Source organism: Rouxiella sp. S1S-2 (assembly GCF_009208105.1).
Taxonomy (GTDB): domain Bacteria; phylum Pseudomonadota; class Gammaproteobacteria; order Enterobacterales; family Enterobacteriaceae; genus Rouxiella.
In genome coordinates this window covers 1,991,734-2,015,258 of record NZ_WFKL01000001.1, presented here as the reverse complement: position 1 = coordinate 2,015,258, position 23,525 = coordinate 1,991,734, and the positions used below count along the sequence as shown (strand labels likewise).

Sequence of the window (23,525 nt, the reverse complement as noted above, 5' to 3'; positions counted from 1 at the left end):
GCTGCTTGTCACACCACACACTATTGAATGAGAAGAATATGGATCTGAATAATCGCCTGACCGAAGACGAAACCCTTGAGCAAGCTTACGACATCTTCCTCGAACTGGCCGGAGATAACCTGGATCCCGCAGATATCCTTATCTTTAACCTGCAGTTTGAAGAACGCGGTGGCGCAGAGCTTTACGACCCTGCCGAAGACTGGGTTGAACACGTAGACTTCGACTTGAATCCTGATTTCTTCGCCGAAGTGGTGATTGGACTGGGCGACGCAGACGGCGAGCCTATCAATGACGTCTTTGCCCGCGTGCTGCTGTGTCGCGAAAAAGACCATAAACTGTGCCATATTCTGTGGAAAGAGTGATTTCCAGACTTCATTCTGCCTGCTGAACATTCATCAGCCGCAGATGCAGATTAAGAAAAACCCCGCCAATTGCTGCGGGGTTTTTTATGACTTCAATCCACTAAAGGCTTACTGCAGTTAATTAGAGCGGATCGACCTTAAGACACGACACCGCATGGCGGAAGCTGCCCTCAAGCAGTGGACGCGTTTTGGCACACTCAGGTCCGGCAATCGGGCAACGCGTGCGGAATACGCAGCCAGATGGCGGATTGATGGGGGAAGGTAACTCCCCTTCCAGCAGCTGAATGGTCTTATTACGCTCTTTGTCCGGGTCAGGCACCGGCACCGCCGACATCAACGCACGGGTATAAGGGTGCAGCGGATTGTGGTACACCTCGTCATAGGTGCCAAGCTCCACGGCATGCCCCAGATACATCACCAGTACGCGGTCAGAAATGTGCTTCACTACCGCCAAGTCATGGGCGATAAAGATAAGCGACAGCCCCATCTCGCGCTGCAGCTGTTGCAGCAGGTTAACCACCTGTGCCTGAATCGACACATCCAGCGCGGACACCGGCTCGTCACAAATCACCAGTTTAGGCTCAAGGATCAGCGCGCGCGCAATACCGATACGCTGACACTGACCGCCGGAGAATTCGTGCGGATAACGGTTGATCAGGTTAGGCAGCAGCCCCACCTTCAACATCATCGCCTTCACCTTCTCTTTCACCTGCAATTTAGGCATTTTAGGATAATAGGTACGCAGCGGCTCGGCGATGATCTCACCGATATTCATACGAGGATTAAGCGAGGCCAGCGGATCCTGGAAGATCATCTGAATATCGCTGCGCGTACTGCGCCATTCGGCGTCCGACATATTCAGCAAGTCTTTGCCCAACCAGGCAACGTGCCCGTCGGTGGCCTTGACCAGACCTATCAGCGCACGCGCAAAGGTTGATTTTCCACAGCCCGACTCACCGACCACGCCCAGCGTTTCGCCCTCGTACAGGCGCAGGGTCACGCCATCAACTGCTTTCAGGGTTTTTGACGGCTGCCAAAACCACTGCTTGCCATCTTTAATGTCGAAATGTACTTTCAAATCGGCGACTTCAAGCAACACTTTTCTCGTCACTTCGGGCGCGGCGTCTGTAGAAGGGATTACAGGGGTGACTTCACTCATACTAGCTCCTCCACTGGCTTAAAGCAGGCGCGCATGCGGCCTTCGCCAAAGTGCTCAAGCGACGGCGTGGTCGTACAAATTTCGGTTGCGTACTGGCAGCGCGGCTGGAACGGACAACCTTTTGGCAAACGCAGTAGGTTAGGCGGGTTGCCGGGGATAGTCAGCATCGCTTCGCCCTCGGCGTCCAGACGTGGTACCGCTTTAAGCAGGCCAATGGAATAAGGGTGGCTCGGGCGATAAAACACGTCGCGTGCCTGACCGTACTCCATGGTGCGCCCGGCATACATCACCAGCACTTTGTCGCAAATGCCTGCCACCACGCCCAGGTCATGGGTAATCATGATAATGGCGGTGTTGAACTCTCTTTTCAGTTCGTTAAGCAGCGTCATGATCTGCGCCTGAACGGTCACGTCCAGTGCGGTCGTCGGTTCGTCGGCGATCAACAGTTTAGGACTGCACAGCAGTGCCATCGCTATCATTACACGCTGACGCATGCCGCCTGAAAACTCATGCGGGTACATCTTCATACGCTTACGCGCTTCAGGCATTTTCACGGCGTCGAGCATGCGCACAGAACCTTCAAATGCTTCTGAGCGGCTCATGTGTTTGTGCTGAATCAGCACCTCCATCAGCTGCTCGCCGACCTTCATATAAGGATTTAATGAGGTCATCGGGTCCTGGAAAATCATCGAGATCTGCTCGGCACGCAGCTTGTTTAACTGCTTTGGCGGCAGGTTGAGGATCTCGCGGCCGTTAAATTTAGCCGATCCGCCAATCCTTCCGTTGCTGGCCAACAGGCCCATCAGCGCAAAAGCAGTCTGTGATTTACCTGAACCCGACTCACCGACGATACCCAGCGTTTCACCGGCGCGCAGGTCAAAGTTCAAATCGTTAACCGCCGTCACGTCGCCGTCTGGCGTGCCAAAGGTCACGCGCAGGTCTTTAACATCCAACAGAATAGGTGCCGCATTGGAATTGGCGGCCTGCGGAGTGCTATTGCTATGTTCAATGGTGCTCATCATCGCACTCCTTAACGATCTTTCGGATCGAGCGCATCACGCAGCCCGTCGCCGATAAAGTTGAAACAAAACAGGGTGATCACCAAGAAACCTGCCGGGAAAAACAGCAGCCACGGTGAAACTTCCATCGAGTTGGCGCCGTCGCTGAGCAGTGCGCCCCAGCTGCTTAACGGCTCCTGCGTACCCAAGCCCAAGAAGCTCAGGAACGATTCAAACAAGATCATGCTTGGCACCAGCAGCGAGGCGTAAACCACGACTACGCCCAGTACATTCGGCACGATATGACGCAGCACGATGTTGCGGGTTGACACGCCGCTCACCAGTGCCGCTTCAATAAACTCTTTGCGTTTGAGGCTCAGGGTTTGGCCACGAACGATACGCGCCATGTCCAGCCAGGAAACCATGCCGATGGCGACAAAAATCAGGAAGATATTTTGACCAAAGAAGGTGACCAGCAGAATAACGAAAAACATGAACGGGAAAGAGTTGAGTATTTCAAGCAGACGCATCATTGCCGAGTCGGTTTTACCGCCCAGATAACCTGAAATAGACCCGTAAAGCGTACCCAGAATAACCGCGACAAATGCCGCAGAGACGCCGACCAGCAGAGAAATTCGTCCACCGATGGCTACGCGCACAAGCAGGTCACGGCCTGAGGAGTCTGTACCGAAGTAGTGGCCGGAAGACATGTCCGGTGCGGCCGACATCATATTCCAGTCAGTATCGTCGTAGCGGAAATGTGCCAGCATGGGCGCAAAGGTTACAAACAGGGCAATCACCAGCAGTACCGCCAGGCTTGCGACGGCCGCGCGGTTGTGAATAAAACGACGGCGGGCGTCTTGCCAGAGGCTGCGCCCTTCTATTTCCAGCTTCTCTGTGAAGTTTTCCAGAGCTTCGCTGCTTTTTTTCTTAGTTAACATCATTGGCGTGCTCCAGCATTAATAACGGATTTTCGGATCGATAACGGCGTACAGCACGTCGACGATCGCGTTAAACAGAATCGTTAAAGCGCCAACCAAAATGGTCAGGCTTAATACCAACGAGTAGTCACGGTTTAATGCACCGTTAACAAACAGCTGGCCGATACCGGGTAATCCATAAATACTTTCAATCACCATTGAGCCGGTAATGATCCCGACAAAGGCCGGTCCCATATAAGAAATCACCGGTAATAAGGCCGGTTTAAGCGCATGACGGAAAATAATCCGGTGCAGTGGCAGGCCCTTGGCGCGCGCGGTGCGGATAAAGTTGGAGTGCAGCACTTCAATCATCGAGCCACGAGTAATACGCGCGATGCTGGCAATATAAGCCAGAGACAGGGCCACCATGGGCAGCACCATATATTTGAATCCACCGTTGTGCCAGCCGCCGCCAGGCAGCCATTTCAGCATGATGGAGAAGACTAATACCAACAGTGGGGCGACCACGAAACTGGGGATAACGACCCCAGTCATGGCAATGCCCATTACCGTATAGTCCCATTTAGTGTTTTGATTAAGCGCGGCAATAACGCCAGCGGAAACGCCGAGAACGATAGCCAGCAAAAATGCGGCCAGTCCTAACTTCGCCGAAACCGGGAATGAGGTGGCCACCAAATCGTTGACGCTATAGTCTTTATATTTAAACGACGGGCCGAAATCACCCTTGGCCAACTGCTCTAAATAGTGGAAATACTGCTTATACATCGGGTCATTAAGGTGATATTTCGCCTCAATGTTCGCCATCACTTCTGGAGGAAGGTTGCGCTCTCCGGTAAACGGGCTACCCGGCGCAAGACGCATCATAAAAAACGAAATCGTGATCAGAATGAAAAGCGTCGGGATCGCTTCCAGACAACGGCGGAAAATAAACTTTAACATTGCTCGTACCTGCTTTGCTCAGCGTGTTACTCGTTCTCTAAAAATCATAATCAAGAGCGGGGCTGCTCGGGAAACCGCCCCGCTCTCACACTTAATTAGTGTTTGATGATGTAGAGATCTTTATCGTAAACGTTATCCTGTGGATCTTTACCGGTGTAGCCACCCACATATTGTTTAACTAAACGGGCATTTACATAGTAATAAACAGGCACAATCGCCGAGTCTTTATCCAGCTGCTGTTCAGCCTGCTGGTAAATAGCCGCACGCTCTTGGTCAGTTTTCACTTTCAGCGCATCGGCAATAAACTTGTCAAACGCCGGGCTCTTATAGTGAGAAGTGTTGTTGCTGCTGTCTGACAGCATGATATTCAGGAACGAGGTAGGTTCGTTGTAATCCGAACACCAGCCCGCACGCGCCACGTCAAAGTTGCCCTGATGACGCGTTTCGAGGAAGGTTTTCCACTCTTGGTTTTCGAGTTTCACGTCGACACCCAAGTTTTTCTTCCAGATTGCCGCCGCGGCGATTGCCAGTTTCTTATGCAGGTCTGAAGAGTTATACAGCAGGCTGAAGGTCAGTGGTTTGTCTTTGGTAAAGCCCGCTTCAGCCAGCAGTTTTCTGCCTTCGGCATTGCGTTGCTCTTGAGTTTCTTTAAACCAGGCCGGAGGCGTCAATTTGCCGTCAGTGCCATCGGTGTAAGGAGGCGTGAAGCCATAAGCCGGCAGGTCGCCCTGTGCTTTCACTTTATTCACGATGATATCGCGGTCCAGGCCCAGTTTAAGCGCGGTACGTACGCGGTTATCGGTGAATGGCGCTTTCTGGTTGTTGATTTCATAGTAGTAGGTGCACAGGTACGGGTCGGCGTGCAGCTGATCAGGAATATCTTTCTTGAGCTTGGAGAACAGCTCGATCGGCAAGTTGTTATAAGTCATGTCGATCTCGCCGCTGCGGTAGCGGTTAACGTCAGAAACTTCAGACGAGATAGGCAGGAAAGTGACTTGGTTCAGCACGGTTTTCGCGTTGTCCCAGTATTCAGGGTTACGTACCAGAACGATACGTTCGTTAACGGTCCAGGTTTTCAGCTTATAGGCACCATTGCTGACGTAGTTTTCTGGCTGGGTCCATTTGTCGCCGAATTTCTCGACGGCTGGCTTATACACCGGTTTCATCGCGGTGTGGGACAGCATTTTAACGAAATAAGGCACCGGCTCGCTCAGAGTGACTTCCAGAGTATGGTCGTCGATGGCTTTCACGCCGAGGGTGTCCGGGCTTTTCTTACCGGCGATAATATCGTCGATATTAACAATGTGGCCGTATTGCAGGTAACTTTCATACGGAGAAGCCGTTTTAGGGTCGGCTAAACGTTCCCAGCTGTAGACGAAATCAGCGGCGGTAACCGGTTGACCATTCGACCATTTAGCGTCTTTACGCAGGTGGAAGGTCCACACTTTAAAGTCTTTGTTGTCCCAGCTCTCAGCCACGCCAGGAATAACGCTGCCGTCTTTTACCGAGGTATTAACCAGGCCTTCAAGCAGGTCACGGATAACGTTGGACTCAGGCACACCTTCAACTTTGTGCGGATCAAGTGACTGAACTTCTGAGCCGTTATTGCGAACCAGCTCTTGTTTATCGGACAGTTGTACACCGGCCGGAACGACTGCCGCGAAGCTGCTAACGGAGGTTACTGCACCGACTGCAGCCAGAATAGCGGCGGCGAGAAGATGTTTTTTTGTGATGTTGGTCATTACTATCAACTCCAGTTGTTATTATATGCCTGATTAACAGGTCAACCCCTACCGGGTTAAACCCTTCATCACGGGCAGGAACGAATTGCCCGCGTATAAACGGTAAGTAGTCAGTCAATCCAGGTGATTGACCCTTCCCTAATTGCATGACTTTTACTGCCTGCTGTCGAATTACCGGATTACAGAGATAAAGACCGTTAAACGCCTCTTTATGCTGTCAATTCTTTCAGAATTTTTTTATCCAATTATTCATAACATCCGCGAAATACAACGATTCATACCTCGCGAAAACTTTACTGACTATGGCTTTTATTCACATTCCATTGCTGGAAATGTGCAAAGCAGTACCGCTAATTAAAAAATCGACTAGCGAAGAGTGTCTATTTTCTGGCGAATAAATTGAGTATAAAAACGGATATCGGGCAAAGGAGAGTGTTTTACCCCAGGCTGCGTAGCTTTTGAGGAGTGACGCCTTAGAGCAGGCGCTGCAGCTTGCTGGGTTTGTTTTCTAATCAACTTCGGGTACTCCAGAAAAAATGAAAAAGAACACGCCTTACTACCTGACTTTACAAGCCTGAGTACTTTGCATAAAAGCTATAGCAAGATCCGTTCTCAATTCGACAAAGTGTCGAAATATTTTCCCTTAAGAAGTGGTCCGAAAATTATCAGATGCCGTGAAACCGCGCCAATAAATTTTACAGAAATGTTAACCAATTCTCTTTTAAACACCGCTATCAGTCGACGGACCCGTCCGATCAAGACGGTCAGCCAAAACATAATTCATTGTTTTTAAAAAATTTTTTAAAAATTAAAATCAAAAATTAAGTCATTTTCGCGCTTAAAAATCGAGCTGACAGATTCCGTTAACATTAGGTTACTTTTAAGAATAAACCCCTGTTAACTGCGCGGTAAACACTAATAACATCTCGAAACAGCATGTACAAGCCCTACAGAATGATGTGACTAATTTAACGACAAAACGGGCAATAAAAGTTAAAAAAAGGGCCTAAATAGGCGAAGAAAAGCAACAGAAATAGCGAGTTGATAGGCATTAGGAGATAGAACGCGACTTTACGCCACATTTGAGTGCAAAAGCCCAATTAAGGGTCATTAGATGCACTATTATAAGGCGAGGCATTATTAGTTTAAGTAATAATTAAGCAAAAGTGTGATCTCTGACTTAAATGACTCAGCAGTGAAATTTAATAAAAAGGATTAAACTCGGGGTGTTAGTGGGCAGGATTTTCAGTAAATATCTTGAGCTGACAGACTCCAGTCTATTTGAGCATCTGCGTCAGTTGATAATGTGACGTTAAAGATAACGAGTGAAGCGAAAATGGCCCAAGCTTATGGGCCTGATAGGCGGGAGTATTTATTATTACGTACACGCTTCAAAAGAGAGTATGTGCTAACGGTAGTCCATCTGCTGAAGGTCAGAGATAAGCCCCGGTCCCGTTGGACTCCATTGCAGCAGTTTCTGGGTAATCGCGCTGGACGCTGACATATCACTGCTCATAAACGGCGCGAGCCAACTAAAATGACTATCAGCACTTTCAGCATCAAGGCTCTTCAGCGGAACATTCAGGCCAAGAGCAATAGCCTCCGCTATTTGTTTGTGAGACACGCCCTCTTCTGCCACGGCATTGTATCGGCTCCCGGCACTATTCCTTTCCAGCGCCAATACATAAAGCCGAGCACAGTCACTGAGGTGAACAGCGGCCCAACGCTTATCTCCTTGACCCACATAGGCCGAAACACCTTTCTCTCTCGCCACTGCGATCAGGTAGGTAATCAACCCTTGTTTAAGCCTATCGTGAACCTGCGGCAGACGTACTATTGAAACGTTTACCCCCTGTTTCACTAATTTGTCCGTCTCTAATTCAGAAATTCTGCGCAAAATGGGTGAGTCAATGTTAAAGGTCTCTTCCGTGGCCACCAGTCCGGGTCCCTTGGCGCCAAGTGCCGCCACCGAAGTCACAACAAAGGGCCGCGAAGACCCCTTAAGCACTGCTCCTATTGCTTCAACGACCTGACGGTCTGCTTCACAATTTGCCGCAAACTTTGAAAAATCGTGATTAAAAGCGGTATGTATTACCCCATCAGACAATTCAGCGCCGCGGCGCAGGCTGTCGAGGTCTTCAATATCACCAAAGTGAACATCGACGCCGCGCGAGGTCAGCAATTGTGCGCCTTCCTCAGAACGCGTCAGGCCTAGTACCTGATGACCGACTTTAGTGAGTTCTTCAATAATCGCCGTGCCCAAAAAACCGGTCGCGCCAGTAACAAAAATACGCATAGTAAATCACCCCTAACATTAACCAAGGACTGAGTTGCTGTCCTGAACGATTTACTGTAAACAGGGAGAGCAGTACGAACAATGCTCTAAAATCCTTATTATTGGTCTAATCGTCCGGAGTCATGATGGATCCACTTTCTGATTGGTTGTCTTTGCTTAAGCCGCGTAGCTATGTCACCGGCGGCGTTGCGCTCGCCGACAATATGGCTATTCAGTGGCCACAGCATGAAGGAATCAAATGTTATGCCGTGGTTTCAGGCCAGTGTTGGCTCACCGTCTCAGGCATTGTCGAGCCTCTACTTCTGACTCCCGGCGACTGCTACATTTTACCGCCAGGTCCACCTTTCTGCCTGGCAACGAGCCTGACGGCTAGCCCCATCGACTTCAGGGTGCTTCGCGACGAGGGTAAACTCGGGACAGAGGTGACGAAGCGCGGTGACGATCCGTGTTTTATGGTGGGAGGACACTTTGTACTGACGGGCAATCATGCGGAGATGCTTTTAGGCTCACTGCCGCCGGTAGTTCATATTCAGAATGAATCGGATAAGGCGGCCATTCGCTGGTCTCTCGACAGGATTTCGCAAGAGGTGCGTTTTCCACAGCCGGGAAGCTCCTTAATTACCCAACAGTTGGCTTACACCATGCTGATTCAGGCACTAAGACTGCATCTGGCAGGCAATCCTAGCGCAGGCTGGCTTTTTGCTCTGGCGGATAAACAACTGAACGCTGCGCTGACCTGCATCCACGACGAGCCAGGGTTTGACTGGACGCTGGATAAACTGGCCTCTCGAATCGGCATGTCGCGATCCAACTTTGCCCTGCGCTTTAAAGAGACGGCAGGCACCTCGCCCATAGAGTATCTAACGCGATGGCGAATGCTTTTGGCCTGTGACAGGCTAGAAAACTCTAATGACTCATTGACGGTTATCGCCAGCAGGCTGGGATACGAATCGGAAAGCGCTTTCGGAAAAGCCTTCAAACGGGTGATAGGCTGTTCGCCAAGGCAGCATGGTCGGCGGACGCAGCTCAATGCATCCACCGCCAAAGCTTAGTCATAAGACTGTTCACGCGGTAAAACTGAACGCGCTGTCAGATTCAAAGCAGGCCCGGGAAGGTCGATTTTAACCCGGTCACAATAAACTCTATGCCGACGGCCATCAGCAATAAACCCATGATACGGGTAATCACGTTAATGCCGGTTTGACCCAGCAATTTCATAACTAACGGGGCGGCGCGAAACAGTAGCCAGCAGCAGAAACAAAAAATGACGATCGCCAGGGTAAAACCAAAAAGATTTGCCCAACTGTGATAACGCGTGCTCCAGACAATGGTGGAGCTAATGGCGCCCGGACCGGCCATTAAAGGCAAAGCAAGAGGAACGACGCCCACATTTTCACGGATGGCTGTCTCCGATTTTTCCTGCTTATTCTGTTTGTCTTCACCCAGCTTGCCGCTGATCATCGACATGGCAATGGTCACCACCAGGATCCCCCCCGCAATGCGGAAAGAATCTATCGAAATGCCAAATACCTGCAGAATGGAATCGCCTAGAAAAAGTGAGGTACACAGAATGATCGCCACGGTGAGATTGGCGGTCATATTGGTTTTATCACGCCCCGTGGCAGGTTGGTAACTGGTCATGCTGATGAAAACCGGCAGAATTCCGACCGGATTAACCAAGGCAAACAGGCCAACAAAGAACTTGATATAACCTGAAAAATCCAAAATTGTCTGACTCACGCAGTGCTCCGCACAAGGGTTGCAGATAGAAGTTATTAATGGGCGCTAATGTACTGGAATTACTGCCGTCACGCCACGGAGTTCAACGGGATTTACCACCACTTTTAAAAGATATAACAGTTATTAATTCTAATAAAAAATCATTACAAATAGACGATTCAAAGCCGCGATCGAATATTTAACAATTTACCATCACTTGCTCACCAAAATTAACAATTAGCCAGCTGAAAGGTGTCAGCTACGCAATATCTCTTGATCTGGATCATATTCAGCCTCCTCATAAGTGAGTAAGCTTGTCTCATAGCAACAAAATCAGAACGTAAGTACAGCAGAACAAATGTGGGACTTACCCCTGATTTTAACAATTTATGTACTGCGCTTTTGAAATAAGGTTAGAGCTTTTTGAGAAAATAGGAGAACTTAGCTAACAATCATCTGATAAATAGTCACTTATAATTGTTCCGGCAGCATTACCGCCTACGACTATACTTGGTTGCATCTTGGCTCGGCTTTTTCAAATATTTTCTAAAAAAGTTTAACATTCTCAGGAGAACACCATGGCTGTCACAAACGTCGCTGAACTGAACGAACTAGTCGCTCGGGTAAAAAAAGCACAGCGTGAGTACGCAGAGTTCACACAAGAGCAGGTTGATAAAATCTTCCGAGCCGCCGCCCTCGCCGCTGCTGATGCACGTATTCCTCTGGCTAAATTGGCCGTTGAAGAATCCGGCATGGGCATCGTTGAAGACAAGGTCATTAAAAATCACTTTGCTTCAGAGTATATCTACAACGCCTATAAAGATGAGAAAACCTGTGGCGTCGTGGCCGAAGATGAAACCTACGGCACCATCACTATTGCTGAACCGATTGGCATCATCTGCGGTATCGTTCCAACCACCAACCCAACCTCAACCGCTATCTTCAAAGCGTTGATTAGCCTTAAAACGCGTAACGCGATTATTTTCTCTCCGCATCCACGCGCCGCTAAAGCCACTATCAAGGCTGCAAAAATTGTTCTCGACGCTGCCATTAAAGCCGGCGCACCTAAAGACATTATCGGCTGGATTGACGCGCCAAGCGTGCCTTTATCCAACGAACTGATGCATCACCCGGATTTAAACCTTATCCTTGCCACGGGTGGACCAGGCATGGTGAAAGCCGCCTATAGCTCAGGTAAACCGGCTATCGGCGTAGGCGCAGGTAATACGCCGGTGGTGGTTGATGAAACCGCTGACATTAAACGCGTCGTTGCTTCCATACTGATGTCCAAAACGTTCGATAACGGCGTAATTTGTGCTTCTGAACAGTCCGTTATCGTGGTTGACTCAGCCTACGAATCCGTAAGAGAGCGTTTCAAATCACACGGCGGCTACATTTTAGTCGGCAAAGAGCTGAAAGCGGTTCAAGACATTATTCTCAAAAACGGCGGTCTTAATGCCGACATCGTGGGCCAGCCTGCGACTAAAATTGCCGAAATGGCTGGTATTTCAGTGCCTTCTAATACCAAAGTATTGATTGGTGAAGTCAGTAAAGTCGACGAGTCAGAGCCTTTCGCTCACGAAAAACTGTCACCAACGCTTGCCATGTACCGTGCTAAAAACTTCGAAGATGCGGTTGATAAAGCAGAGAAACTGGTCACGATGGGCGGCATCGGCCACACATCATGCCTCTATACCGACCAGGACAATCAACCAGAGCGCGTTCGTTACTTCGGCGACAAAATGAAAACGGCGCGTATCCTGATTAACACCCCGGCCTCACAGGGGGGTATCGGCGACCTTTACAACTTCAAACTCGCGCCTTCCCTGACGCTGGGTTGCGGCTCTTGGGGGGGTAACTCCATTTCTGAAAACGTCGGTCCGAAACACTTAATCAACAAGAAAACTGTAGCGAAGCGAGCAGAAAACATGTTGTGGCATAAACTTCCAAAATCTATCTACTTCCGTCGCGGCTCACTGCCTATCGCGCTCGAAGAAGTGGCGACTGACGGGGCCAAACGCGCCTTTATCGTCACTGACCGCTATCTGTTTAACAACGGCTATGCCGACCAGGTGACGCGCGTTCTGAAAAGTCACGGTATCGAAACAGAAGTGTTTTTTGAAGTGGAAGCTGACCCAACGCTGAGCATCGTGCGCAAAGGTGCCGAGCAGATGAACTCCTTCAAGCCAGACGTCATTATCGCCCTCGGCGGTGGTTCTCCGATGGATGCGGCTAAAATCATGTGGGTGCTGTACGAACATCCGGAAACGCATTTCGAAGACCTGGCGTTGCGCTTTATGGACATCCGTAAACGCATCTACAAGTTCCCGAAAATGGGCGTGAAAGCTAAAATGATTGCTATCACCACCACCTCAGGTACCGGTTCAGAAGTGACGCCGTTTGCCGTGGTCACCGACGACGCGACCGGTCAAAAATATCCACTGGCCGACTACGCGCTGACGCCGGATATGGCGATTGTCGATGCCAACCTGGTGATGAACATGCCGAAATCACTGTGCGCATTCGGTGGTCTTGACGCCGTTACCCACGCACTCGAGGCTTATGTTTCCGTACTCGCGAATGAGTTCTCCGATGGTCAGGCATTGCAGGCATTAAAACTGCTGAAAGAGTTCTTGCCTGCCAGCTATAAAGAAGGGGCGAAAAATCCGGTTGCTCGTGAACGCGTTCACAATGCAGCGACGATTGCCGGTATCGCGTTTGCCAATGCCTTCTTGGGTGTTTGTCACTCAATGGCGCACAAATTGGGTTCTGAATTCCACATTCCACACGGCCTTGCCAACGCCATGTTGATTTCGAACGTTATCCGCTACAACGCGAATGACAACCCAACCAAGCAAACGGCCTTCAGCCAGTACGACCGCCCTCAGGCACGTCGTCGCTACGCAGAAATTGCTGACCATCTGGGTCTGAGTGCAGTCGGTGACCGTACCGCGCAGAAAATTGAAAAACTGCTGACATGGCTCGATGAAATCAAAGCTGAGCTGGGTATTCCAACCTCTATTCGCGAAGCAGGTGTTCAGGAGTCTGACTTCTTGGCGAAAGTAGACAAGCTGTCAGAAGATGCGTTTGATGACCAATGTACCGGGGCCAACCCGCGTTACCCTCTGATCTCAGAGTTGAAACAGATTCTGATGGATACTTACTACGGTAATAAATTTAGCGAAGAACTGCCGCTGAGTGTGATTGAAGACAAGGCTCAGCCGGTAACGAAAGCCGCGTCTGCTGCAAAAGCACCGGCCATTAAAAAAGCTAAAAAATAGTAAGCATCAACGGTTAAATAAACAAAAACCCGCCCATTGGCGGGTTTTTTTATGCTTGATACATTACGCATATTAATCATTATATGAACGGCCATTGGCGTTAAATAATAGGCTACCAACGGCGGGGGATCGTTATCGGCTCAATCCCTGTCCTGTGCCATCGCGTCTTTATAATGCTTACGGCAGACGGAAACGTAGCGCTCATTGCCGCCTATAACCACCTGCGCGCCATCGTGAAGGGCTCTGCCCTGCTCATCGAGCCTGAGCGTCTGATTTGCCTTGCGCCCGCAGTGGCAGATAGTTTTAAGCTCAACCAGTTTATCTGCCCATGCCAGCAAATACTGACTGCCTTTGAATAGCTCACCGCGAAAATCAGTCCGCAATCCATAACACAACACCGGGATATCAAGCTGGTCTACAACGTCGGTAAGTTGCTCAACCTGTTGCCGCGTTAGAAACTGACTTTCATCAATTAACACGCAGTGTAACGTTTGCGCATTATGTTCTTCTGCAATCAGGTTGAGTAAGTCGGTGTCCGTGTTATAAAGCTCGGCGTCAGAAGATAATCCAATACGCGAGGTGACCTTGCCAACGCCAAAGCGGTCGTCGAGCTTTGCCGTTAGAACTAAAGTGCGCATCCCCCGTTCTTGGTAATTATATGAAGATTGTAACAAAGATGTAGATTTTCCAGCATTCATTGCTGAATAATAAAAATAAAGTTGAGCCATGAGCCCGTAACTCCAACAGTATAATGAATTCCGATAACGCCTCTTGCTTTCAATTGTATCACACCGCTTTAACCTATTGGCAGCGCGGCATTCGCCAAGACGCAGGGAGCATACACAGGATGTGTATAGCTAGCGTTTAAAATTCGAGTTTAAAAATTGCGAGTAGAATGTCAATAAAGGTGGCTGAAATTACAGCTGCTTACAATCCGAATTTGATATTACTCTTTGTCCTAATTAGTTAATGATGCTTGAAAAACTAGCATCAGATCACAAAAACAAGCCGTGTAAATCAATAATTAAAATCTTACTCTTTTTCGACGGTTATAAACGCCACCGTTAAGCCTCTCGCCTTTATCAACTGACCTAAAGCACATATAGCTAAAATGGATAAGCCTTAACGATGTTGCAGTCTGGTCAGTTATACGTAAGGCCTATTGATATTTGTAACCTCAACCCGAGGTTATAAAAGAGGCGATTAAAAACCTGCCGCGCGCCGCACAAAGCGCTAATCAATTTGCCTTATAGTCATAACTTTAATAGCTCCACTATCGCGCTTATATTTGTAGCGGCAAGAAATATTATTGCTAATAAATGGTAAATTCGCGTCAACATAACAAATTGGCTATTGCAGAATACAGAAGAGCATTCTATTATTACCGCAACGCCCCCCACCTATTTAAATTGAGACTAGTATAATGAGCGAAGCATTAAAAATCCTGAACAACATCCGTACCCTCCGTGCCCAGGCTCGTGAATGTACTCTGGAAACTCTTGAAGAAATGCTAGAGAAATTAGAAGTTGTTGTTAATGAGCGCCGTGAAGAAGATACTCAGGCCGCTGCTGAAATTGAAGAGCGCACTCGTAAACTGCAACAATACCGCGAAATGCTGATCGCTGACGGCATCGATCCAAATGAATTGCTGCAGACTATGGCAGCAACTAAAGCAACGGGCAAAACTAAGCGTGCTGCACGTCCTGCTAAATACAAATACATCGACGAGAACGGCGAAAGCAAAACTTGGACCGGCCAGGGTCGTACTCCTGCTGTAATCAAGAAAGCAATCGACGACGGCAAACAGCTGGATGATTTCCTGCTGTAATTTTGCTCGGCTGTACATCAGTCTCAAAAAATGTTTTACAAAGCCACTGCTCACGCGGTGGCTTTTTATTTAGGTCGTTTACAAACCCGCATTGGGCAATAATTAGTCACCTTCGTTTATCCTTCGCATATCCCGACTTAAACATCAGCCATAAAAAAGGCCGCATCCGCAGCCTTAGTTTATCCCGTACTTTTATCGGGTTCTTTTAACACTGATAATAATCTTTATACCAGTCTACAAATTTTTTGACGCCCTCTTTAACAGACGTCTGCGGCTTAAAGCCGGTGGCCTTATACAGCGGTGTACTGTCCGAGCTGGTCTCGTGGACGTCACCTGGCTGCATTGGCATCATATTTTTCTTCGCCTCAACGCCTAACGCATCCTCCAGAGCCTCTATATAAGTCATCAGCTTGATAGGATTGCTATTACCTATGTTATATAGCACGTAAGGCGCGGAGCTCTGAGAGCCATTACCGGTCTCTACGGTCCAATCAGGCTGAGCCTGCGGAATAATATCCTGCAAGCGCATTACAGACTCGGCAACGTCTTCGACATAAGTAAAATCTCGGCGCATTTCGCCGTGGTTATAAACGTCGATACTTTGATCTGCAATAATCGCCTTCGTAAACTTGAATAACGCCATGTCAGGACGGCCCCAAGGACCATAAACGGTAAAGAAGCGCATTCCGGTCGTCGGCAATCCATACAGGTGAGAATAAGTATGGGCCATTAACTCGTTAGCTTTTTTGGTCGCCGCATAAAGTGAAATTGGATGGTCTACATTATCCTGTGTATCAAATGGCTGCTTACGGTTCATTCCATAAACGGAGCTTGAAGAAGCATAAAGTAAATGCTGCACTTTATTATGACGACAGCCTTCAAGTACGTTAACAAAACCCACTAAATTGGCATCCACATAGGCCAAAGGGTTATCGATCGAATAGCGAACGCCTGCCTGTGCGGCTAAATGTATTACACGCTCAAACTTATTCTCGGCAAAAAGTGCGGTCATCCCTTCGCGATCGGCTAGATCCAATTTAACAAACTTGAAGCCCGGTTTATCTTCCAGCTTCTGAACCCGTGCCAATTTCAAATTGACGTCATAGTAATCATTAAGATTATCCAGACCGGTCACCTGGTGTCCTTCCTCCAACAGTCGTAGAGAAACGAAATAGCCCACGAAACCTGCTGCACCTGTTACTAAATAATTCATGCCATCTCCTTACAATACCGGATCCACTGATACGCCACGGCCGATCCCATAATAGGTAAACCACGTTTTTCGAGTCGCTCAGGATCATACAAATTGCGGCCATCAAAAATAACCGGGTTCTTCAATGCGGTTTTCATCAAATCAAAATCCAGGGCACTGAAATTCTGCTACTCCGTACAATTACTCAGCGCATTGGCCGCCAGGGCAGTTCCATTAATGCGCAAGTGCCGCTATTTCCGGAGTACCCCGAAGTAGCTGCCTCTATTATTGGGCAGCAGTATAACAGTTTAAGAGGACCGTGCGATGTAGAAGATGCGGCAGTGGGCGAGGTGTAGATAGGAATAGTCTTGGGAAATAGTTCGTAATAACGGCAGCTTAAGGCAATTTTGGCAAAATTCCAGACGCAAGCTGTGAGAAAACCACCGTTGAATTATTCTGCAGAAAGCATTAAACGCAGTCGTCCACCGGCTCCCCAAACCTGACACTGCCACGCTTCGCAACGCTGACTGACCTGATTGGAATAGGACGAACCTAACGTACCGAGAGGTACACCGTTACTCAGCTGAATCTGGTTTGAACCCGTGTTGATATTGGCATGCAGTCCCGCTGAAACCAATATCAGATTTTTTTGTTCTGCGTTGTAATAGCCCATCAACAGGGGAAATTGCCCCTCAAGACGTGCCTGTTTGAGCAAATGATTGACTTCTTTAAGCAAGGTCGACATCTGCGGCAGCCGTTGGTTTTGATTACTGAGGTGCTCGCGCAGCAGACCGTTGAAGATGGCACGCAGCAATAAGGCGGCAAGCACGCCGTTATCATTCGCACGCGTCACGTCCAGACAGTAAAAACCGAGATCCTTGGACGACAGCGCGGCAATATCGAGCACCAGACCAGACTGCTGGGCCATGGTGAGCTGACGATAGTTGATGCGACAGTGGGCCAGCGTTTGCTGAACCGGCGGTTGAAGCTCCTGCAGAAGTCTTGCGGCCTCGTGCGGGTTGCGGCAAAGCGCTTCCCAGTCCTGAATCAGGTCACTTTTGTCCATCGCCTGTGAGGAAAAGAGCTTTGGATAAAGGCTCGTGAGCAAAGCATCTTTGAGACGGTTGAGATCTTTAACCGGTTTAAGCAGCACGTCCTCCACGCCCAGACGAAGCATGGTGGCAACGTCTGTCATTTTGTCAGTGGCGGAAATGACCAATACTGGGGTTTTGTTGCCCTGAAGGCGAAGGTTTTCAACGAACTCTATGCCGCCCATTTCGGGCATCGCGAGGTCACAAAGGATTAAGTCTGGTGGAAACTCCTCGACCAGAGACAGGGCTTCGAGGCCGTTAACTGCCTCAGTAAACGTGGCGCCGAGCGAACTTACATAACCTGCGAGTACCGACCGGAAAACGGCTTCGTCTTCGACGATCAGAATGTGCTTGCTTGTAAGTGGCTTGTCCATCAGGGTCTCCCAGAATCTCTTACCCCTAATAGTGGCCTATAAACTAAAATTTTGCCCGTCAGAATTATCAGATATCGCGCGTTTGTTGCTAAGCCGTTCAGAATTGATTGTTTTTAATCAATGGCAATAGCTGATCCATCTGTTTTTCGACCGCCAGACGCCCTGCTTCTATCGCCTCTTCCGCGCGATGGAAATCAAGGGTGGAGATTTGTGGGCAGTAAGGTTGCAGGATAACGTCCGGCGGATCGCCCGCCATGCGATAGCGTTTTAACCGGTTCTCCAGCACCTGAATTGAGGTCGACATGATCTCCATCGCCGTCGGTGCCAGAATGCTTTGCCGCGTTGGCGGACGGGCCAGCTTCTGTCGAATTTTATCGCGCCAGCTAAGCTCTTTTTCATCATCGAGATTGTCGGGATTCGCCTGCACTGACAGCAGCTCCTGCTGCATTAAATGCGCGTCGTGCTGGAGGTCGACCGCAATCACAATATCGGCGCCCATTGCCCGCGTGAGTGATACCGGTACCGGATTTACCACCGCGCCATCCACCAGCCAATAGCCGTTAAACCACACCGGAGCCAGCAGCCCCGGCATGCTGCACGAGGCGCGTACCGCCTGATGCAAATCGCCCTTGGTGAGCCACAGCTCGCGTCCGGTACTGAGATTGGTGGCCACCGCGCCAAATTTGCGATTGCACTGCTCAAAGTCACTGATACGCAGCAGCTGCGACACGGCGTTGAACACTCGCTCACCGCGCAGTAAACCGCCACGACGCCACGAAAAATCCATCAGCCGCAATACGTCCCAATAGCTAAACGAACGTACCCAACCCTCCATTGCAGGCAGACGGCCGCTCACGTAAGCAGCCCCCACCATCGATCCCACCGAACATCCGGCGACGATATCCACCTTTATCCCCAGCTCTTCCAGGGCATTAATAACACCAATGTGTGCCCAACCCTTTGCGGCTCCTGACCCTAAAGCCAGGCCTATCTTTAACTGTCGTGACATTATTTTTCCTATCTTTGCCTAATGACAAAGGATTTGCTGCCGGTTGCGCGTTGTCACCGAGTGACATTGTTAGGTAACATACCGCCCTTCCGCATTCAATAGTGCACGCTGCGTGCTGTCAGCGACTGGAGTTAATGTGACAAGACTTTGCCCCTGCGGCAGCGAGTCAGAATTTGAACAATGTTGCCAACCGGCAATAACCGGCGTACGGCCTGCGGCCACGCCAGAAGTACTGATGCGCTCACGCTACAGTGCTTATGTGACCCAAAATTCCGATTATCTCATTTCGACCTGGCATCCCGACTGCCACGCCGCCGATTTTAGCCATGCGTTGCTTGAAGGGTTTGCGTCAACGCACTGGTTAGGATTACGGGTTATCGCCACCGCGCCCGGAAAAAATGCCGGCGAGGGTTTTGTTGAATTCTCGGCGCGTTATCAGGACAGTGACGGTTCTGCTCCGGTGCTTATTCACGAGCGTTCACGCTTTCTACGCGCCAATGAACGCTGGTATTATATAGACGGTATAAAGCCGCAGACCGGTCGAAACGATCCGTGCCCCTGCGGTTCCGGCAAAAAATATAAGAAGTGCTGCGCGCAATAACACGGCATAATGCGCCCCATAATATAGACATATAACTTAATTTACCCCCCGATCCCTATTGGGGAGACAGGATCCAAATGTCACAACACAACATACAAACTAAAGTTCTTCGCACTATCTGCCCCGATGCGAAAGGCCTGATCGCGAAAATTACCAATATTTGCTACAAACATGAACTGAATATCGTTCAAAACAATGAATATGTCGATCACCGCACTGGTCGATTTTTCATGCGCACAGAGCTTGAAGGCATTTTTAACGACACGACGCTGTTGGCCGATCTCGACAGCGCCTTGCCAAAAGGCTCGGTTCGTGAGCTGCAAAGTACCGACCGCCGTCGCATCGTTATTTTGGTAACCAAAGAAGCGCACTGCCTGGGTGACCTGCTGATGAAATCAGTATACGGCGGGCTGGACGTGGAGATTGCCGCTGTTATTGGTAATCATGAAACGTTGAAAACGCTGGTTGAGCGCTTCGATATTCCCTTCCATCTGGTAAGTCATGAAGGTCTGACCCGCGAACAGCACGACAGCGCAATGATGGAACAGATTGACCAGTATCAGCCAGATTACGTGGTTTTGGCGAAGTATATGCGCGTATTGACGCCGGGATTTGTTCAGCACTACCCACATCAAGTGATCAATATTCACCACTCTTTCCTGCCAGCGTTTATCGGCGCTCGTCCTTATCATCAAGCCTATGAGCGCGGCGTGAAGATCATCGGCGCAACGGCGCACTATGTGAATGACAGCCTCGATGAAGGTCCGATTATCATGCAGGACGTTATTCACGTTGATCACACTTACACTGCAGACGATATGATGCGGGCGGGACGCGACGTAGAGAAAAACGTCCTTAGCCGCGCTATCTATAAAGTGCTGGCACAGCGCGTATTTGTCTACGGCAACCGCACGGTTATTTTGTAAGCAGCTGACAAGCGCTGGCGGCTGATTTTGTTCAGTAAAACGCCCGCCAGCGCAAAAAAAAAGCATTCAAACTATTTTCTGCGTTTCAAGACTTTACAGCAGCGTTTCATTTGATATGATGCGCCCCGCTTACCGCGACAAGCCACGCGGCAGGTGTACGACAAAGCGTCGTTGTACTGTTTTATGAGTAATGAGAAATCCACGAATTTCGTGGTGGGGTTCCCGAGCGGCCAAAGGGAGCAGACTGTAAATCTGCCGTCATCGACTTCGAAGGTTCGAATCCTTCCCCCACCACCATCTCACTGTTGCATCCCTGCTTTATCCTAAACAATTTCCGAGTGTTTCATCTTTTTATCCGCGCTATTTTCACGTAGTTTTATTCGCTTTAGTCATGGTCGATTTCAATTTACCGATAAGTTCGGTGCGAAAATCCCCCAGGCGTGGTTTGTCACCTTCCAGCCACGGCAGCGGGCGACAAAGCTCCATTGTTTTAATCCCCAGCCGCGCAGTCAGTAAACCTGCACCGATCCCCTGCGCCGCACGGGCAGAGAGCCGCGCCGCCAAATCCTGAGAAATCCAGTCCATTCCCACTTCGCGCACCAGCTCTGTAGCACCGGCGAAAGCAATATTGAGTAACACCAAACGAAACAGCCGGATCCGACTGTAATAGCCCAGCTCAATGCCATACAGCGATGCGATACGGTTGACCAGTCGCAGGTTTCGCCAGGCGATAAATGCCATATCAACAATAGCCAACGGACTAACGGCAATCATCAGCGCAGATTCAGCGGCAGAATGGCTAATTTCACGCCGTGCCTGCCCGTCCAGCACTGGCTGAACCAGTCGTGCATATAGCTCAACCACTTCACGATCGCTGTGGGTTTCATGCAATGATGCCAGCCAACGTTGAAGCGCGGGATGGCTTTGGTCCAAACCGGCCTGCCGTGCCAATTTCTCGCAAAAAGCACGCCCCTGACCCAATGCGTGGCTGTGTAGCAGGTCAGTTGCCGTATCACGTTCGTCGGCCCGCTGGCGCAGACGGTATAAACGCCGCCATTCGGTCAGCACCGACCCAGCTCCGGCAACCACAATAAGACCGCCTGCGGTGCAGGCGCCGAGCGCTATCCAGTCCTGCTGTATCCAGGCCTGATGCACCCACTGAACGCCCTGTCCCACCACGCTGGCGGCAAAGACCACCACGCCCAAGCGCACCATTTTACTCCACAGGCTGCGGCGCGGTTTTAACGCGCGACTCACCACCGCTTCCGCTTGACCGTCGTCGGCCAGTAAAGGGTCTGCATCGGGCACGGCCAAAAAGTTTTCGGCCTGTGCGCCTTCAAAGCTTTGCGCCGCGCGCAGGGTCGGCTCTTCAGCGGCTTTAATTGTGTGTTCGAAATTGATACGCGGTTTCAGCGGCTCGCTCATCGCATTTTATCTCCCAATAAAAACTCCATCACAGCGTCCATCCTGATATGCGGCATCGGCACATCAATGTTCATCTGTCGGGGACGAAAATCGTCAAAGTGGAATCCCTGCTGTTCCCAAAAGGCGTTGCCCGGCAGACGAGCGGGAACTTCTCCGGGATAAACCGTAATAGGTTGGCCGTCTTCGAGGCGGTGTCCCTTGATAGCAGGAACCGACTGGCCCTGATAATTAACCAGCCCGCTTTCCGTGGCCTGCACCGAGGCCAGCCCTGCGCAGTCCATGCTTATGCCTTCAAACGCAGCGTTTTGCCACGCCTCCTGCACCAGTTGCTGCAACAGCGACACCAGATTGGCGTGCTGGTCACCGGTAATATGGTCAGCCTTGGTGGCAGCAAACATCAGCTTGTCGATACACGGCGAAAACAGCCGACGAAACAGCGTACGTTTGCCGTAATGAAAACTTTGCATCAACTGAGTCAGGGCCAGACGCATGTCATTAAAGGCCTGAGGACCGCTGTTCAGGGGCTGCAGGCAGTCCACCAGCACAATTTGTCGGTCAAAGCGGACGAAATGTTCTTTGTAGAAGCCTTTCACAATATTGGTGCAGTAATAGTCAAAGCGCTGACGGAGCATGCCAATATTACTGTGCTTGTCGGCCTGTGCTAGCTGACTGTCGCTGTATTGATGCAGCGCGGGCCAGGGGAAAAATTGCAGCGCGGGCGCACCGGCAAGGTCGCCAGGTAAAACGAATCGGCCAGGCTGAATAAAATGCAGGCCTTGATCTTTACAGCGCACCAAATAATCGGTGTAGGCCTGCGCGATAGCCGCCAGCAGATTTTCGTCAGCCGGTGCCAGCGGGTCACACTGCTGGCACAACGCCAGCCACGGTGCAGCCCACTCGGCTCGTTGTCCCTGCAGCAGCGCCGCCATTTGCCGTGACCAGCTCAGATAGTCCTGCTCGAGCATGGGCAAATCCAGCAGCCACTCGCCGGGATAGTCAACAATTTCGAGATACAGCGTTGAGGTATCCTTGAAATGACGCAGCAGTGAGTCATTGGAGCGAAAACGCAGCGCCAGTCTAATTTCACTGACGCCCCGCGTTGGCGTAGGCCAGGCTGGAGGCGTGCCGTAAAGCTGAGCGATGCCTTCATCGTAGGTAAAACGCGAAACGCCCATGTCGCGCTGCGGGACGCGTTTGATCCCCAGCAGTCGTTCTTCGCGCACGACAGAAAACAGCGGCAGACGAGAACCGCTGTGAACGTGGAGTAATTGATTAACTAACGAGGTAATAAAAGCCGTCTTACCGCTGCGACTCAGGCCGGTAACAGCAAGACGTAAATGACGGTCTAACCCGCGGTTGACCATTGACGAGAATTCATTTTGTAGTCTTTTCATTACGCTCCCTGGCATAGCGCCCAAACACTGCGGTTAATATCCGTCTTACCAAAGGCTCTAAAAACAGGGCTAAAAGATAGCGCAGAGGTCCCCTGCCTAGTACACCTAAAACTTTGGCGGCCACCCCCGCCGGAGCGAAGGTGAGCACGACCATAATGATAAATTTGAAGGCCTTCTTCAACAGGCCACTTTTTGCTGATGTTGCCACGGCTGACGCATAGCGCATAAAACTGTCCTCCTGAATAAAC

At 50.0% G+C, this 23,525-nt stretch carries 20 protein-coding genes, 1 tRNA gene and 1 pseudogene; 7 read left to right on the top strand and 15 right to left on the bottom strand.

Going from position 1 to position 23,525, the window contains the following annotated elements; translation table 11 throughout:
* Nucleotides 1–38 precede the first annotated feature (38 nt).
* Nucleotides 39–362, top strand: a complete 324-nt coding sequence (locus GA565_RS09470; protein WP_055770441.1) for an HI1450 family dsDNA-mimic protein — start codon at nucleotides 39–41, stop codon at nucleotides 360–362.
* Nucleotides 363–483: 121 nt separating this feature from the next.
* Here GA565_RS09470 and oppF read toward each other — a convergent pair whose 3' ends face one another.
* The 6 genes from oppF to GA565_RS09440 form a co-directional block, all read right to left on the bottom strand.
* Entirely contained in the window at nucleotides 484–1,521 is a 1,038-nt protein-coding gene (gene oppF, locus GA565_RS09465; RefSeq protein WP_152198240.1) for a murein tripeptide/oligopeptide ABC transporter ATP binding protein OppF, read from the bottom strand.
* Nucleotides 1,518–2,540, bottom strand: coding sequence for an ABC transporter ATP-binding protein (locus tag GA565_RS09460; protein ID WP_152201400.1), 1,023 nt, complete (start codon nucleotides 2,538–2,540; stop codon nucleotides 1,518–1,520). Before GA565_RS09460 ends, oppF begins: the two co-directional genes overlap by 4 nt.
* Nucleotides 2,541–2,551: 11 nt before the next feature.
* A complete protein-coding gene (gene oppC / locus GA565_RS09455) occupies nucleotides 2,552–3,460 on the bottom strand; it encodes an oligopeptide ABC transporter permease OppC (RefSeq protein ID WP_152201398.1) in 909 nt (302 codons plus the stop codon).
* An 18-nt stretch (nucleotides 3,461–3,478) separates the two neighbouring features.
* Nucleotides 3,479–4,399: an oligopeptide ABC transporter permease OppB gene (gene oppB / locus GA565_RS09450; protein ID WP_055770431.1), complete on the bottom strand. Its 921-nt coding sequence runs from the start codon at nucleotides 4,397–4,399 to the stop codon at nucleotides 3,479–3,481.
* A 95-nt stretch (nucleotides 4,400–4,494) separates the two neighbouring features.
* Nucleotides 4,495–6,141: an oligopeptide ABC transporter substrate-binding protein OppA gene (gene oppA / locus GA565_RS09445; RefSeq protein ID WP_152198239.1), complete on the bottom strand. Its 1,647-nt coding sequence runs from the start codon at nucleotides 6,139–6,141 to the stop codon at nucleotides 4,495–4,497.
* Nucleotides 6,142–7,549: 1,408 nt separating this feature from the next.
* Nucleotides 7,550–8,437, bottom strand: a complete 888-nt coding sequence (locus GA565_RS09440; protein ID WP_152198238.1) for an SDR family oxidoreductase — start codon at nucleotides 8,435–8,437, stop codon at nucleotides 7,550–7,552.
* A gap of 125 nt (nucleotides 8,438–8,562) precedes the next feature.
* Here GA565_RS09440 and GA565_RS09435 point away from each other — a divergent pair, with 125 nt between their 5' ends.
* Nucleotides 8,563–9,489, top strand: a complete 927-nt coding sequence (locus GA565_RS09435) for an AraC family transcriptional regulator (RefSeq protein ID WP_152201396.1) — start codon at nucleotides 8,563–8,565, stop codon at nucleotides 9,487–9,489.
* Nucleotides 9,490–9,532: 43 nt separating this feature from the next.
* Here the strand turns inward: GA565_RS09435 and GA565_RS09430 are convergent, their stop codons facing one another.
* Nucleotides 9,533–10,177: a YchE family NAAT transporter gene (locus GA565_RS09430; RefSeq protein WP_055770420.1), complete on the bottom strand. Its 645-nt coding sequence runs from the start codon at nucleotides 10,175–10,177 to the stop codon at nucleotides 9,533–9,535.
* A 557-nt stretch (nucleotides 10,178–10,734) separates the two neighbouring features.
* Between GA565_RS09430 and adhE the strand changes: the two genes are divergently transcribed.
* Nucleotides 10,735–13,437, top strand: a complete 2,703-nt coding sequence (gene adhE / locus GA565_RS09425; protein ID WP_152198237.1) for a bifunctional acetaldehyde-CoA/alcohol dehydrogenase — start codon at nucleotides 10,735–10,737, stop codon at nucleotides 13,435–13,437.
* A 140-nt stretch (nucleotides 13,438–13,577) separates the two neighbouring features.
* Here adhE and GA565_RS09420 read toward each other — a convergent pair whose 3' ends face one another.
* The gene (locus GA565_RS09420) at nucleotides 13,578–14,165 is read right to left on the bottom strand and encodes a thymidine kinase (protein ID WP_152198236.1); all 588 of its coding nucleotides are present in this window, start codon (nucleotides 14,163–14,165) and stop codon (nucleotides 13,578–13,580) included.
* A 695-nt stretch (nucleotides 14,166–14,860) separates the two neighbouring features.
* Between GA565_RS09420 and hns the strand changes: the two genes are divergently transcribed.
* Nucleotides 14,861–15,265 carry a histone-like nucleoid-structuring protein H-NS gene (hns, locus tag GA565_RS09415; RefSeq protein ID WP_055770413.1) on the top strand — a complete coding sequence of 135 codons (405 nt, stop codon included), beginning with the start codon at nucleotides 14,861–14,863 and terminating at the stop codon, nucleotides 15,263–15,265.
* Nucleotides 15,266–15,470: 205 nt separating this feature from the next.
* Here hns and GA565_RS09410 read toward each other — a convergent pair whose 3' ends face one another.
* The 4 genes and pseudogenes from GA565_RS09410 to rssA all read right to left on the bottom strand — a co-directional run bounded on the left by GA565_RS09410 (nucleotide 15,471) and on the right by rssA (nucleotide 18,931).
* The gene (locus GA565_RS09410; protein WP_152198235.1) at nucleotides 15,471–16,478 is read right to left on the bottom strand and encodes an NAD-dependent epimerase; all 1,008 of its coding nucleotides are present in this window, start codon (nucleotides 16,476–16,478) and stop codon (nucleotides 15,471–15,473) included.
* A gap of 9 nt (nucleotides 16,479–16,487) precedes the next feature.
* Nucleotides 16,488–16,702: pseudogene (locus tag GA565_RS24770) on the bottom strand (UDP-glucose 6-dehydrogenase); the annotation flags it as partial.
* 206 nt (nucleotides 16,703–16,908) lie between these two features.
* Nucleotides 16,909–17,922, bottom strand: coding sequence for a two-component system response regulator RssB (gene rssB, locus GA565_RS09400; RefSeq protein WP_055770406.1), 1,014 nt, complete (start codon nucleotides 17,920–17,922; stop codon nucleotides 16,909–16,911).
* A gap of 97 nt (nucleotides 17,923–18,019) precedes the next feature.
* Nucleotides 18,020–18,931, bottom strand: a complete 912-nt coding sequence (gene rssA, locus GA565_RS09395) for a patatin-like phospholipase RssA (protein WP_055770403.1) — start codon at nucleotides 18,929–18,931, stop codon at nucleotides 18,020–18,022.
* Nucleotides 18,932–19,067: 136 nt separating this feature from the next.
* On the opposite strand from rssA, the gene GA565_RS09390 reads away from it, so the two are divergent.
* The 3 genes from GA565_RS09390 to GA565_RS09380 all read left to right on the top strand — a co-directional run bounded on the left by GA565_RS09390 (nucleotide 19,068) and on the right by GA565_RS09380 (nucleotide 20,755).
* Nucleotides 19,068–19,532, top strand: a complete 465-nt coding sequence (locus tag GA565_RS09390; RefSeq protein WP_152198234.1) for a YchJ family protein — start codon at nucleotides 19,068–19,070, stop codon at nucleotides 19,530–19,532.
* Nucleotides 19,533–19,609: 77 nt separating this feature from the next.
* The gene (gene purU, locus GA565_RS09385; RefSeq protein ID WP_152198233.1) at nucleotides 19,610–20,458 is read left to right on the top strand and encodes a formyltetrahydrofolate deformylase; all 849 of its coding nucleotides are present in this window, start codon (nucleotides 19,610–19,612) and stop codon (nucleotides 20,456–20,458) included.
* Nucleotides 20,459–20,670: 212 nt separating this feature from the next.
* Nucleotides 20,671–20,755 (top strand) — tRNA-Tyr (locus GA565_RS09380).
* A 69-nt stretch (nucleotides 20,756–20,824) separates the two neighbouring features.
* Here GA565_RS09380 and GA565_RS09375 read toward each other — a convergent pair.
* From GA565_RS09375 to GA565_RS09365, 3 genes are read right to left on the bottom strand one after another with little or no spacing between them, the layout of a single operon-like run.
* A complete protein-coding gene (locus tag GA565_RS09375) occupies nucleotides 20,825–21,883 on the bottom strand; it encodes a YcjF family protein (RefSeq protein WP_152198232.1) in 1,059 nt (352 codons plus the stop codon).
* On the bottom strand, nucleotides 21,880–23,277 hold the full coding sequence (locus GA565_RS09370) for a YcjX family protein (RefSeq protein WP_152198231.1): 1,398 nt from the start codon (nucleotides 23,275–23,277) through the stop codon (nucleotides 21,880–21,882). Before GA565_RS09370 ends, GA565_RS09375 begins: the two co-directional genes overlap by 4 nt.
* Nucleotides 23,258–23,503, bottom strand: a complete 246-nt coding sequence (locus GA565_RS09365) for a phage shock protein PspD (RefSeq protein ID WP_152198230.1) — start codon at nucleotides 23,501–23,503, stop codon at nucleotides 23,258–23,260. The genes GA565_RS09370 and GA565_RS09365 overlap by 20 nt, the downstream gene beginning before the upstream one ends.
* Nucleotides 23,504–23,525: the final 22 nt, after the last annotated feature.